Origin of the sequence: Rheinheimera riviphila (assembly GCF_004005945.1) — a bacterium.
Classification (GTDB): domain Bacteria; phylum Pseudomonadota; class Gammaproteobacteria; order Enterobacterales; family Alteromonadaceae; genus Pararheinheimera; species Pararheinheimera riviphila.
The window spans coordinates 175,895-189,124 of record NZ_SACS01000003.1; the positions used below are offsets into that span (position 1 = coordinate 175,895).

The 13,230-nt window shown below is 49.5% G+C and carries 10 protein-coding genes and 1 tRNA gene; 5 read left to right on the top strand and 6 right to left on the bottom strand.

Annotated elements, in window-relative coordinates; genetic code table 11:
* Positions 1–128: 128 nt before the first annotated feature.
* Complete coding sequence (locus tag EOE67_RS04555; RefSeq protein WP_127697863.1) at positions 129–1,001, bottom strand: DMT family transporter; 873 nt, start codon at positions 999–1,001, stop codon at positions 129–131.
* A gap of 232 nt (positions 1,002–1,233) precedes the next feature.
* Here EOE67_RS04555 and EOE67_RS04560 point away from each other — a divergent pair.
* Positions 1,234–1,310, top strand: a tRNA-Pro gene (locus EOE67_RS04560).
* Between the two features lie 229 nt (positions 1,311–1,539).
* Here the strand turns inward: EOE67_RS04560 and EOE67_RS04565 are convergent.
* The 4 genes from EOE67_RS04565 to EOE67_RS04580 form a co-directional block, all read right to left on the bottom strand.
* Positions 1,540–2,472 carry an Abi family protein gene (locus tag EOE67_RS04565; RefSeq protein WP_127697864.1) on the bottom strand — a complete coding sequence of 311 codons (933 nt, stop codon included), beginning with the start codon at positions 2,470–2,472 and terminating at the stop codon, positions 1,540–1,542.
* Between the two features lie 96 nt (positions 2,473–2,568).
* The gene (locus EOE67_RS04570) at positions 2,569–3,414 is read right to left on the bottom strand and encodes a substrate-binding periplasmic protein (protein WP_164852218.1); all 846 of its coding nucleotides are present in this window, start codon (positions 3,412–3,414) and stop codon (positions 2,569–2,571) included.
* Positions 3,415–3,834: 420 nt separating this feature from the next.
* Positions 3,835–6,297, bottom strand: a complete 2,463-nt coding sequence (locus EOE67_RS04575; protein ID WP_127697866.1) for a TonB-dependent receptor domain-containing protein — start codon at positions 6,295–6,297, stop codon at positions 3,835–3,837.
* A gap of 170 nt (positions 6,298–6,467) precedes the next feature.
* Positions 6,468–7,334: a ZIP family metal transporter gene (locus EOE67_RS04580; RefSeq protein WP_206099429.1), complete on the bottom strand. Its 867-nt coding sequence runs from the start codon at positions 7,332–7,334 to the stop codon at positions 6,468–6,470.
* Between the two features lie 241 nt (positions 7,335–7,575).
* On the opposite strand from EOE67_RS04580, the gene EOE67_RS04585 reads away from it, so the two are divergent.
* Positions 7,576–7,926: a putative quinol monooxygenase gene (locus EOE67_RS04585; protein ID WP_127697868.1), complete on the top strand. Its 351-nt coding sequence runs from the start codon at positions 7,576–7,578 to the stop codon at positions 7,924–7,926.
* Positions 7,927–7,957: 31 nt separating this feature from the next.
* Here EOE67_RS04585 and EOE67_RS04590 read toward each other — a convergent pair whose 3' ends face one another.
* The gene (locus tag EOE67_RS04590; protein WP_127697869.1) at positions 7,958–8,896 is read right to left on the bottom strand and encodes a sodium-dependent bicarbonate transport family permease; all 939 of its coding nucleotides are present in this window, start codon (positions 8,894–8,896) and stop codon (positions 7,958–7,960) included.
* 143 nt (positions 8,897–9,039) lie between these two features.
* Here EOE67_RS04590 and EOE67_RS04595 point away from each other — a divergent pair, with 143 nt between their 5' ends.
* The 3 genes from EOE67_RS04595 to EOE67_RS04605 all read left to right on the top strand — a co-directional run bounded on the left by EOE67_RS04595 (position 9,040) and on the right by EOE67_RS04605 (position 13,220).
* Entirely contained in the window at positions 9,040–9,990 is a 951-nt protein-coding gene (locus tag EOE67_RS04595; RefSeq protein WP_127697870.1) for a LysR family transcriptional regulator, read from the top strand.
* A gap of 205 nt (positions 9,991–10,195) precedes the next feature.
* Positions 10,196–11,335 (top strand): low-specificity L-threonine aldolase, encoded by a 1,140-nt coding sequence (ltaE, locus tag EOE67_RS04600; protein ID WP_240652714.1) that lies wholly within the window; start codon positions 10,196–10,198, stop codon positions 11,333–11,335.
* 25 nt (positions 11,336–11,360) lie between these two features.
* Complete coding sequence (locus tag EOE67_RS04605; protein ID WP_127697871.1) at positions 11,361–13,220, top strand: ABC transporter ATP-binding protein; 1,860 nt, start codon at positions 11,361–11,363, stop codon at positions 13,218–13,220.
* Positions 13,221–13,230 lie beyond the last annotated feature (10 nt).

A 13,230-nucleotide genomic window follows, 5' to 3' on the forward strand; every position in this document is an offset into this window, starting at 1 on the left:
TTTTTTGCTGATGTTTTATCATCGCAAAACCAGCATAGCGCCAGAATATGACATTTGTCTTAATTAATATTAATGAATATTACAGATTTAACAAATGTCTCACTTACATCGACAACTGTGGCCGTTACTTACGCCCACATCACCAATAACGCCGCAACTACAATTAAACCCAGCCCCAGATAATCCTGCTTTTTCAGTTTTTCTTTAAAGAAAAATGCTGAAATCAGCAAGGTAAACAACACTTCCACCTGCCCCAGTGTTTTCACCAGCGGCACTATTTCCAGACTCATTGCAGTAAACCAGCCCAAAGATCCAATACAGCTGGTGACGCTGGTGAGGATCGTCAGTCGTGGCCGTTGCCATAATGCAACCAAAGTCGCGCTGTCACGCAAAGCCAGATACAGCAATAAAATAACGGTTTGCAGGCTAATCACAAACAACAGCACCCAGGCCGCACCATAAGGAAATGGCAAACCCAGCGCCAGACTGGCTTCGCGCACCCACAACGACGTCAGCGCAAACGCCAGCCCAGATGCCGAGCCAATCAACACCTTCGACCAGCTGATGGTTTTAAAGCTACTGAGGCCGCTCAGTAAAAACACCGCGACACTCCCCACCAGCACACCCAACCAACCCAGCGGCGTTAAGGTACTGGCAAAAAACAACACGCCTAGCACAGCCGCAAAAATCGCTTCGCTTTTGGCAAGACCAACCCCAATGGCATAATTTTTTTGTTTAAACAGCACCACCATCAAGGCCGTCGCCAGAATTTGCATCAGCGCCGCCGCCACCACATAAAACACGAAATTGCCGCTAAACTGCGGCAGCTGTGCCGATGGCTCACGATAGAGGAGCCATAAATACAAGCCCGCCAGCGGACTGGCATAAATAAACCGCGCCAGCGTCACACCCAATACATTGACATCAACCGACAGTTGTTTTTGAAAGGCATTGCGCCAGGCCTGCATAAAAGCCGCCAGCAGCGTAAACGAAATCCACATCAGCCAGGTCTCCGCTGTTGAGCAATTGGGGAAATATCAATGGACTGACAATCAGACATGCCTATGACAAGACGGAAGTCCAGATGGATAACTAAAAAGCTAATGTAACGGATTTTCGCCGCTGATGGCGCAGATATTTTTGAAAAACAGGTTAAAAATAACGCAGTTAGCGTTCGCTTGCGCTCCAGAGCGTTGCAATCACAGCCAAAAGCATTATGATAAGCCGCAATGTCGGTACGTAGCGCAGCTTGGTAGCGCACTTCGCTGGGGGTGAAGGGGTCGGAGGTTCAAATCCTCTCGTACCGACCATTAATTTCCCCTGTTTTGATTTTTTGCTTTACCCAATATCTCAATTAAAACAAAAACATACTTAACTAAGTAGCCCTGCTATATTCCTAATTTTAAGATTGTTGCTAAATTAGGTAGTTAAATATAATTAAAGTTTAGTTGACGGCGTCAACAGCCAACTATAAAGTTCTATTCAACACGACCCCGGCCTCTTGGTTCATTGAACTTACGCTGGGGTTATTATTTTCTGCTACCACCAAGTCTGCCAATCTTCTGGTAAACCCATTCCTTGCAAACCAAGTCTTTTATCTGAATGTTGTATTGGAAATTGTAATAAATGTGATTTTACTCTCTGCTCCCACGATGTATTTGGACATACTTGCTTGACCAGCTCTCTCGTAATGGCCAATAGAACAAAAGGTTTAGCCAATAATGTTTGTTGCTGTGCAAATGATTTGCACCAAATTGAATCGGTTAACAATTTAGGTGGGCTGGTGTTATTACGATTCCACATCCGACTGTGGTGGGCCGCAATATTGCGCAAGTAACTTAATGAATAAATCCAACTTCGGAACACATCCCAATCATTAATGCCATATTTTGCTGCCACGGATTGTTGATCTTTAACTGACATCATGGACAATAATTGGGAAATTGCACCAAAATCAAAAACCTCTATCGCGACCCAAACAGGGAGTTCCGCACCGTGCGTTTCCAAATAGTGGCGAACAAAATCTTCTTTCGACCGGCTCACTAAACCTCGGTATTTTTGTACCCATTCATCAAAAGCCGTCAGTCCGCTTGCTCGCTTCTTTCTGGCAAAACTTGGGTGAAAATTTGCGACATGAATATGAGCAAATATGTCTCTCTGACCAAGTAAATAAGCTATATCCACTCGCAACGAAATCTCTATACGCTCCAGTGCATCAAGTACTAAAAATCTCAACTTTTTATCAAACAGATAGAGATTTACAGCGTCCAGAAAATGGGTTCCATCAACAAACTGATCGGTTGCCTTACCAGCATGAAATATTCGGAATGGATACCAGTAACCACTTAATCGATAATAACCAATCCGCTCCAGATATTCGATAGCTGCAGCATCGTCAGTAATTACCATACCTCGCGATTTCAGCTGTTCGAGCTGTTGCTGGAAACTTAACCAAGGACGGCTGTAGGTCATCAAAACCTCAATCGAACTAAAAACAACATCCTACCTGCTTTTCTCCGGCCACTGCAAATACCACTAAGTCAAGCAAGGGGCTGTCCGCGCGACAAGTCACTTTCCCACCAAAGCCTCCACATCCACCCATAACTCCTTTCGATCCAACGGCGTTTCCTTGGGCAAAAAAGGATTATCCAGGTAAATCACCCGACGTTTACTAGCCAAGGCTTCCGCTAAGTCAGCGCCGTATTCCTCTAAAAACAACTGTTCAAACTCGCCGCTTTTGATCATCTGATTCAGACCTTGTTCGATGCGTTTGGCGAGTTCTGGCTGGCTTTTGCTGACGAAGAAGTACAAGGCGGTTGGGTAGTAGATGGATAGTCTGGGGTCTACCAGCAGATTGTGCTTTTCCAGCTTGATTTCTTTCCACACTTCCAGAATTGACCTTGGAAAGAGCTCGGCACGGCCGGTTGCTAACATATTGAACATGGAGCGGTATTGGTTGGAGGTAATGACTTTTAACTTGTTGCTTTGCAGAATTTTGGTGTCCGGCCAGTCGTGGCCTTGCAAGATCACCAGTTTTTTCAGCTGCGCGATGGTTTGCACGGTTTCGGTCAGATGTTGATTTTTTTCGGTGGTAAGGAACACCCGCCAGCCAAACAGGCCTTTATCAATTGGGATCCGTACCGGCAACAGGTATTGTTCACGCTCGATGCTGGTCATGCTCCAGAACACATCGACCTGGTTACCGGCGGCGATTTCGCGTAATGAGCGGTCTTGCACCATCGGCACCGGTGAGGCTTGCAGTTCATAAGGTTCGCCGGATTTGTCGAGCGCTGCGCGCAGCAGCCGGATGGGATAAAGCGTTAAGGGGTCAACAATTTGATGCGGATAGCCGAACACGATCAGTTGCGGCTGTAGTTTCGGCTGCGGTACCGGGGTTTCTGCGATCGCCTTCATTGGCACTGCGCTCATCAGACAGCTAAGTAACAATCCGGGTAAACAACCAACTCCGGAACTTAGCAGCAACCGAACGACGGAACGCGACAAATTGAAAACCTCGACTAACTGATGACCAAGAAGTTAAAGCCAGTATAGTTGAGGAGTCAGCGTGTAAAGGGGACGTTTGAAGTAAAAAACTGCACTTTTCAAATTTACCCTCCGGCGTACTGCCGCTGACGCGGCGAGTAGCGCCCTACAGTTTTTTTATCTTTAAAACAATGTGTTATATGTATTTGGTGTAGGGCGTACTCGCCGAAGGCAGTACGCCATTATCAAATCAGCATCGACAGAGTATCAAATCGTCATCTGGCGTACTGCCGCTGACGCGGCGAGTAACGCCCTACTCGATTCACTTAAAAATGACTCGGTGAACTGGACTCAGAACGTAACGTTCACACTCAGCCACAGGTTACGGGCTTTGTCTTTGTTATTAAAATCATCGACATAACTACCGGTATAACCACCACCGGTCACCGGTGCGAACACCGTGTTGTACGAAGTGAAGTCGATATCCAACAAGTTGTTGATCCGGGCGTTGAAGGTGACTGCATCGGATGCTTTGTACGACGCGCCTAAATGGAACACTTCGTAGTCTTTGTAAAACAACTCTTTGTTCAGGGTCGCATCAAAACCACGGTAGCGTTTTGAGCGCACTTCGGCAGTTAAAAACAACTTTAATAAGTCAGTTGCCGCATAATCCAAAGTGGCATTCGCCATATGACGTGCGGTATTGGTCATCGGTAACCCTTTGCTGGCACCACTTTTTTGCTCTGAATCGGTCAAGGTATAGTTGGCACGCAGCGTTAAATCGTACGGCAGCTGATAAACACCGGCCACTTCAGCGCCGTTGATATCCACCCGGTCAATGTTGATTTTCTGCGAGAACGACACATAACCTAAATCAGCCCAACCGGCGCCGACATCTGCGCAGCGTTGACCTGGTTTGGCAATATCACAAGGTGGAATGGTATCGCCACCGCTGGAAATTTTGTCGTCGAATCTGTTGTTAAAAATGGTGGCGTTAAAGCTGTGGCCATTATCATGCGCGTAGTACACCGCCACTTCAGTATTGACGCTGGTTTCTGGCGTTAACAACGGGTTACCAACGACTGGGCTTACACCCTGGCCGCCAAACATCACGATACCTGGGAATAAATCACTGGTTTTTGGTGTTTTATAACCGGTGCTGACGCCACCTTTGATGGTCCAGCTTGGGTTGACCGTCCACACGCCGTACAAACGCGGACTGACTTCGCCGCCAAACACGTTGTGATCGTCATAACGGATACCGGCAGTCAGCACTACATCTGGTAAAACTGTCCAGTTATCTTCGGCGAACAGCGCCCACATCTCGTGTTTTTGCACTGTGCCTTCGACATAACCATCACCGTACATGCCAAACACGCTGTCTTCCATCTCGCCGTCAATCAACTGACCACCGGTGACAACCATATGATTATCAAATGGAATATCTACTTTAGCGTCCAATGTGTATTGGTTGGTGGCTAAAGTGCGGGCATCACGTGGTAAATACGACAACATTTGCTGATATTGCGCCGCAGATAAATTAGCCTGCATAAAGGCCAGTTTCACCGCTTCACTTTGATTGGTGAAGGCGGTGGACTTTAACGTATCAGTGCGACCAGCCATAAAGCTTGGCACACAGTTCAACGCGGTATTATTTTTGCCACCGGCTTTTAAACATGCAGTGTTCCACAGGCCTTGTAAGCCGGAACGTTCGGCCACGGTGTAAGGTAAAGTCCGGCCCAGGTTGCTGGTATCGACACCTGACAAGCTGATATTGCTGCGAATATCGCCCTGCCACTCACCCAAATGTTGCAGCGCCCATTGTTCACGGCCAAAACGTTGATCTTTGGCATAACCAGCACGTGGCTGAATGGCGGCGTTGACGATGCGCAGCATGGCGTCGAAGGTATCTTCAGTGCCCAGCTGATTGCCATCGTTGTCGTATTTTTGCTCAGAGTTATCGTAGCTGAAAATGACCGTGTGTTTGTCGTTTGGCGTATAGTTCAGCGTGGCACCGGCCGACCAGTTGGTGTTATCCACGGTTTTACCGCCAGCGCCAAAACCTAATTCGCGGCTGACCCAGTTACCGTCCGGATCCATCGCCGGTGCGTATTCTGGATCTGAAGCATCACGCTCATAGACATTGCCCCGCAGCGCTAACCCCACTTTGCCCGGCAGCAACGGTGTAAACAGGCTGAAATCAGTGGTGGTATCGTCGCCGAACACTGATTCTGACTGCACAGTACGGCTGTGCGAGAATGCACCAACGGTTTTATCGGTAATTTTTTTGGTGATGATGTTAATCACACCACCTAAAGCATCTGCGCCGTACAAAGTCGACGCCGGGCCACGGATCACTTCCACCCGCTCCACCGCCGACAGCGGCGGAATATGGTTAAACTGGTTGCCACCAAAGCTGTTCGGGTAAATATCACCATTATTATTCTGACGACGGCCATCAATCAAAATCAGCGTGTAATCTGAACCCATACCGCGCATCGACACGGTGCCCTGCCCGGTTTTGTCACGGGTTTCGCCGATATCAACACCTTCCAGTTCCCGTACGACATCCAGCAACGTGGTGTAAGGACGACTTTGCAGTTCAATGCCGCTGATCACCGAAATACTGGCCGGAGCATCCACCACTTTTTGTTCAAAACCTGACGCAGTCACCACAATCCGCTCGATTGCGGCATCACCACTGGCACTTATATTGGCATTGGCGTCAGGCTGCACGTCGGCATAGGCAGCTGGCAGGCCCAATAAGGCAAATTGCAAGGCGATGGCGATCCGGGCGGGTTTAGACTTGAACATGAAGGACTCCTGTACTGCGATTTGGAACAACAATAAATTGCTGAAATGACAATAAGTTAAAATAAATTTCGCCAATGATAACCATTCTTAGTTGTATTTCCAATAATTATTGCGAACTATTTGCATTCAATGATGTCTGGCAGGCAGGTTTTGAAGGTCGCGGTGAGCACTTAACCCAATGCCGTATCCAACACCATCATCAAAATAAAACCAGTCATCAGCCCGATGGTTGCGGTGGTTTGATGGCCATGGCGATGGGTTTCCGGGATAACTTCATGCGACACCACAAATAACATGGCGCCAGCAGCGGCACCCAGCCCAATCGGATAGGCCAAAGCCCCGCCGCCGGAAAGTCCAACCCCAATCACGGCGCCGATAGGCTCCAGCAAACCACTAGCTGCGGCAATCAGTACCGCTCGCCATGCCGGCATGCCTATCCGGATCAACGCCAGCGCCACCGCTAAACCCTCCGGAATATCCTGAATCGCAATGGCCGAAGCCAGCGGCATCCCCACCGCCAAATCGTTCATGGCAAAACCAACACCAATCGCCATCCCTTCCGGCAAATTGTGAATAGCAATGGCAAATACAAACAACCACAACCGTGGGCACTGCTGATGACCTGGGCCACAAGGTCCGGTTTTATCATGTTCATGCGGGATAAAAGTATCAAGCCCCAGCATCAACAGCACGCCAAGGGCAAGGGCTGCTGCGACAAGGAATGAACCGGACATTGCTGATCCCAGTTGCAACTCTGCTGCCGCTAGCCCTGGCAAGATCAGCGAAAAAGCACTGGCAGCCAACATCATGCCAGCGGCAAACCCCAACAAACCGTCTTCCGCTCGTTGCGACAATTGTTTGAGCCACAAAGCTGGTAAGGCGCCCGCTGAAGTGGCGAGAAAACACACGCCACCGCCGATGATGGCGTAGATAAAAGCCTGATTTAATGCGGTGCCAGCGTCAACCTTTGCTGGCACACCGCCGAACAACGGCAGCACACTTTGGCCAATTGACCAGCACATCAGCGCTATCGTCATGGCGAAACCTGTAGCAATTAAGGGATGTTTTTTGCATTGAGCCAGCCACAATGTGGGCCAGCCGATGCTGCTTTTTATCGCTTGCGTCATAGTCGCTCCAAGGATTGATATAAACTGCAGTAGAATATCATGCAAATGATATTTATTCTCATTTGAAATTGTACGTTGCCACAGCTCAACCTGACAGCGGTTGCGGACTGGAGTACACTCGGCCGGTTTTGATTACTTGGAGCAGTTTTTGATGTCAAAAAAAGTCTATTGTTTGGCGCAGTTTTTACCTAAAGAGGGTCAGGAAGCTGCGTTATTTCAGGTCCTGCAACAGCTGGAACCCAATACTTTAAGGGAAGATGGTTGTCTGCAATACCGCGTCACCCGCCAGATCACCAGCCCCTTTGCGCAAGGCACCAGTTTTCCAATTGTTTTTAATGAAATCTGGGCTGATCTGGCAAGCTTTGAAGCGCACTGTCAACGCGCAGAAATTAATCACTTTTTTGAAAAGTATTGCTTAGCTGATGATGGTCTGGCCCAAGCCTGGAACGTCTGCGTTTATTCAGACGAACCGGCAGATTTTGATGCGCCAAAGTTAGGTTAGGATAGTTTAATTGGCGGGACGCTAGAGCGTACTATGAGTTCAGATAAAACCAACCCAACCACTGCTGATACACCGGGATCCCCAGAAGCACATTCACCGGAAAGGTAATCCCCAGCGCCGCCAATAACGCCAATCCGATATTGGCGCTGGGAATAGCAGCGCGAATGGCTGCCGGCGCTGCAATATAAGAGGCGCTGGCGGTGAGCGCCGTTAGGACTAAAGCGCTGCCATGCGGTAACTCTAACCAAAGCGACACACCAATCCCGAGCCAGGCCAAGCCAAAAGGCGCCACTGCGGCAAAGGCGAGTAAACGCCACTGCGCCAGTGGCAAGGGCGAACAAGCGCGCGCCGTACACAAACCCATTTCCAGTAAAAATAGCGCCAGCATGGTTTTAAAACCACCAAACAACACCGGCGTTAACGGTGCCAGGCCAGCAGGGCCATACAGCACGCCAATCAACACCCCACCACCTAACAGCAATACACCACGGCTGGTCAGTGACTCGCGCAGGATGCTCCAGGTACTGCCCTCGCCGCTCAGTTTCTGATGCAACCACAACATCCCAACGATGGCAGGGAGTTCCAGCACCACCAGATATAACGTCGTTTCCGCGCTCAGCGGCAACTGCTGAAACTCCACCAGCGCCAACACTACCGCAAAAGTACCGGCGCTGACCGAACCATAATGCGCGGCGATACTGACCGAATCGGCTTGCGACAACCGCACTAAACGTTTGAGCAGTGGATAAAGCAATAACGGGATCAACAACCCCATTAAGGCAATTGGGATCAGCTTTTCTAACATGGCGTGGGAATATTGACCGTGTAACGCCATACCACCTTTGAGGCCAAGTACCAGCATCAACATAATCGACAAGGTTTCGTAGATGGACGGTGGTACTTTTAAATCAGATTTTAACAAGCCGGCCGTTAACCCCAGCACAAAAAACGCAATCACAATATCCGGCATCTGATAACTCCTGTGTGAACCCAAGCAAACGGCTGCAACGTGCTCACCAAAGCGACACTTGCAACCTGTTGGCTGGCGATTGTGCCGACAAATGGTTATATTGGATAATTAATTGTTTCAGAGCCAGGTATAGACAATCATCTATGGATGTTCGGCAACTGAGTTTTCGATTGTTACAAGTCTATGTGCAGGTGGTGCGCTTGGGCTCGGTGACGGCAGCGGCAAAAATGCTGCATCTGACGCAGCCAACGGTATCGTTGCAATTAAAAAAGCTAACCGAAGCTGTGGGCGCGCCGCTGTTGGAATATCAGGCGCAGCAACTCACACCGACGCTGATTGGGCTGGAGCTGTATCAGGCGGCTTGTGACGTGTTAGGAAGATTTGACGACTTCAGCAGTTTTCTCAGCGAAGAGCGGGATGGTAATCTTGGGCAAATCAGCCTCGGTATAGTTACGACCGCCAAATATGTCATTCCACAAATTCTCGGTGGTTTTTACCGCAAATTCCCCAAAGTGACGGTTACGGTGAATGTGGGCAACCGCGCACATATCTTGTCGCGCTTTGAACGCCAACAAGATGATTTGTATCTGTTTAGTCATCCGCCAGCCGGTCAGACAATGCAGGCGGCACGTATTCTGAAAAATCCGTTGCAGTTGATAGCACCACCGGATCATTGGGCGGTTGGTATGCCCAATCTGACATTTTCGCAGTTACAACAAGAGCGGTTTCTGATGCGCGAGCCAGGCTCTGCCACACGCTTGATGTTTGAGTCCTGGCTCAGCAGTCAAGGGCTGGGTGTGCTACAAACCATGCAGATTGAAAGTAATGAAGCGATCCGGCTTTGTGTGGCAGCTGGCTTAGGCTTATCGGTGATTTCCGCCCATACCCTGGGCCAACAACCACAACCTTGTGCTGTGCTGAAAGTGGCCGGTTTTCCACTGGAAAGTCACTGGTATCTGGTACGACGGAAAGATCGCAGGCTGGATGCGGCTTCGCGCCAGTTTATTCGTTATATTGGCGAGCATCTGACGGATTGTATTGAGCCACAATGGCTGGTACCGGACCTTGCCAATCTGCCGCAAAAATTTGAATAAGTTTCGACCTTGCAGATTTTTGGAGATCAGTGGCCCTGTTGCATTCGATTGGTCGCAGGTGCATGGATCTGGCATACCCTTATCAACAGATCAGATAAATCACTCAGTTAGCCGCAGATGACTTTAGCGCCGTGCAGAATTCAGGCACACTAGCGCCAATCATTCTCCGCTATTTTTCCGATATGCTGCCAACTATGAGCCCAATATGAGCCCAACCATGATTGATTTACGCAGTGATACCGTCACCCGCCCGTCCCCTGCCATGCAACAAGCGATGTTTGAAGCCCCACTGGGCGATGATGTGTTTGGTGATGATCCAAGCGTCAATGGACTACAGCAACAAGCCTGTGAATTATTGGGTTTCGAAGCGGCATTGTTTGCCCCAAGCGGCACCATGACCAACCTGATCGCCTTGATGAGCCATTGCCAGCGTGGCGATGAAGCCATTGTGGGTCAGCAGTGGCACACCTATAAATGGGAAGCCGGTGGCATGGCGGTGCTCGGCTCGATTCAGCCACAACCATTGGTCCATCAGCCGGATGGCTCTTTGGCGCTACACGATATTCTGGCGGCGATCAAACCGGACGATCCGCATTTTGCCCGCACCCGTTTAGTGGTGATTGAAAACACCACCGGCGGTCAGGTGTTATCGTTGGATTATATGCAGCAAGTGCAACAGCTTTGTAAAGCGCAAAGTCTGGCATGTCATATTGATGGGGCGCGGATTTTTAATGCGGCAGTGGCGATTGCATCCCAACAACAGCAAGATCCTTATCAGGTGGCGCGGCAGTTGGTCGCAGGTTTTGATTCCATTTCGGTCTGTTTATCCAAAGGGTTAGGCGCGCCGGTTGGTTCGTTGCTGCTTGGCTCACACGAATTTATCGCCAAAGCACGGCGCATCCGAAAAATGCTCGGTGGCGGTATGCGTCAGGCCGGAGTTCTGGCAGCAGCTGGCAGTTATGCGCTTGCTCACAATGTGCAACGACTGGCTGAAGATCATCAACATGCGCAGGTATTAGCTGCAGGTTTTAACGAAGCTGTTGCTCAACACCAACTTCAGGCCGAGTTTAGCTGTCATCCGGTGCAAACCAATATCTTGTTTTGTGATCTGTCACCAAAACTAGCTGATTTTCTACGGCAGCAATTCACCGAACAAGGTATTCTGTGCACCGCTGGCAGCTATCAAAGTGCCGATGGGCAGCGTTGCCGGTTACGGTTTGTCACCCATCTGGATGTCAGCCTGGCGCAAATTCAACAAGTGGTTGCGGTCAGTCAGCAGGTGCTGGCGCACTATGCTCGCAATAATACCCGAAATAATGCTCGCGATAATTCCGCCGTTTTATAATTTTCATCAGTGAGATCAAGCTTTTATGCTGCGTTTTTTTGAAAAGTTAACTAACCCCTTTCCAGCTGCCGAACCGCAACAGCCACCCCGTGGTTTATTGGCGTTTTGTCTGCATTACAGCAAAGGCATGGGCTGGCCGCTATTGGTGATGGCAACCTTAACCGCGCTGATTGCGATGCTCGAAGTATCGTTATTTGGCTTTATGGGGCAGTTGGTCGACTGGCTGATTGAAAAAGATCCAAAAACCTTGTGGCAAACCGAAGGTAAAACCTTATTAACCATGGGTTTGTTAACGGCTGTTGGTATTCCGGCGCTGATTTTACTGCACGCCGCAGTCATTCATCAGACCATTTTGGGCAATTATCCGATGGCCATCCGCTGGTCAGCCCATCGGTATTTACTCAAACAAAGCATCAGTTTTTACCAGAATGATTTTGCCGGCCGTATTGCCACCAAAGTGATGCAAACGGCGTTAGCGGTGCGGGAAACGGCTACAAAGTTGCTCGATGTGATGGTGTATGTGCTGGTGTATTTCAGCACCATGTTGTACCTGATTGCCGATGCCGATTTACTGTTAGTGACGCCGCTACTGGTCTGGCTGGCGCTCTATATCGCGCTGCAATGTTATTTTGTGCCACGGCTAAAAGATGTCGCCACCCGTCAGGCCGATGCGCGCTCCGAAATGACCGGTCGCATTGTCGACAGCTATACCAATATCAATACCATTAAGTTGTTTTCGCACACCAGCCGCGAAGCTGAATATGCCAAAGACAGCATGTCGCAGTTCCTGCAGCCTGTTTACCAACAAATGCGCCTGGTAACCTGGTTAACGTTCTCGGTACAAACCTTAAATTACCTGCTGGTGTTTGCCATTGGCGCGATGTCGATTTGGTTGTGGACCGAGCAGGCTGTCAGCATTGGTTCTATTGCCATAGCAGTCAGTCTGGCACTGCGCTTAAACGGCATGTCACAGTGGATCATGTGGGAAGTCAGTGGTTTATTTGAAAACATCGGCACCGTGGTCGATGGCATCACCACGTTGGCGCAGCCACAACTGGTGCAGGATGTGCCTGATGCCAAGCAATTGGCGGTGTCTGGTGGCGCTATTACTTTTGCTGATTTGCAATTTAACTATGGCAAAGCTTTTGGCAAAGAAAGCGGGCACGAACACAAAGCACCAGTGTTAAATGGGCTGCAACTGCAAATTAAACCGGGCGAAAAAGTCGGTTTAGTCGGCCGCTCTGGCGCCGGTAAATCGACCCTGGTCAACTTGCTGCTGCGGTTTTATGACCTGGAGCAAGGCAAAATTCTGATTGATGGGCAGGATATTAGTCAGGTACAGCAAGAATCGTTACGGGCGCAAATCGCCATGGTGACGCAGGATACCTCGTTGCTGCACCGCTCGGTACGTGAAAACGTGTTGTACGGTAAGCCGGATGCCAGTGAAGCAGAATTACTGGCAGCGATTAAAGCGGCTGAAGCAGACACCTTTATTGCCGACCTCACTGATCCCAAAGGCAAAAGCGGTTTAGACGCACAGGTCGGAGAGCGTGGTGTGAAATTGTCCGGCGGTCAACGCCAGCGGATTGCTATCGCGCGGGTGCTTTTGAAAAACGCGCCGATTTTAATTCTGGACGAAGCCACTTCAGCGCTGGATTCAGAAGTTGAAGCGGCGATTCAGCAAAGTCTGAATACGCTGATGGCCGGTAAAACAGTAATTGCAATTGCCCACCGCTTGTCGACGATTGCGGCGATGGACCGGCTGATTGTGCTGGACCAAGGCCGGATTGTCGAAGAAGGTACCCACCAGCAACTGATTGCTGCCGGTGGTATTTATGCCCAATTATGGGCGCATCAGACCGGTGGTTTTATTGGTCTGGATTAGTTTTTTTACT

Coding starts and splice junctions, on each gene's coding strand:
- EOE67_RS04595 (WP_127697870.1), top strand. CDS start 9,040: ATGGATGTTCGGCAACTGAGTTTTCGATTGTTACAAGTCTATGTGCAG.
- EOE67_RS04555 (WP_127697863.1), bottom strand. CDS start 1,001: ATGTGGATTTCGTTTACGCTGCTGGCGGCTTTTATGCAGGCCTGGCGC.
- EOE67_RS04605 (WP_127697871.1), top strand. CDS start 11,361: ATGCTGCGTTTTTTTGAAAAGTTAACTAACCCCTTTCCAGCTGCCGAA.
- EOE67_RS04590 (WP_127697869.1), bottom strand. CDS start 8,896: ATGCCGGATATTGTGATTGCGTTTTTTGTGCTGGGGTTAACGGCCGGC.
- ltaE (WP_240652714.1), top strand. CDS start 10,196: ATGAGCCCAACCATGATTGATTTACGCAGTGATACCGTCACCCGCCCG.
- EOE67_RS04585 (WP_127697868.1), top strand. CDS start 7,576: ATGTCAAAAAAAGTCTATTGTTTGGCGCAGTTTTTACCTAAAGAGGGT.
- EOE67_RS04570 (WP_164852218.1), bottom strand. CDS start 3,414: ATGAAGGCGATCGCAGAAACCCCGGTACCGCAGCCGAAACTACAGCCG.
- EOE67_RS04565 (WP_127697864.1), bottom strand. CDS start 2,472: ATGACCTACAGCCGTCCTTGGTTAAGTTTCCAGCAACAGCTCGAACAG.
- EOE67_RS04575 (WP_127697866.1), bottom strand. CDS start 6,297: ATGTTCAAGTCTAAACCCGCCCGGATCGCCATCGCCTTGCAATTTGCC.
- EOE67_RS04580 (WP_206099429.1), bottom strand. CDS start 7,334: ATGACGATAGCGCTGATGTGCTGGTCAATTGGCCAAAGTGTGCTGCCG.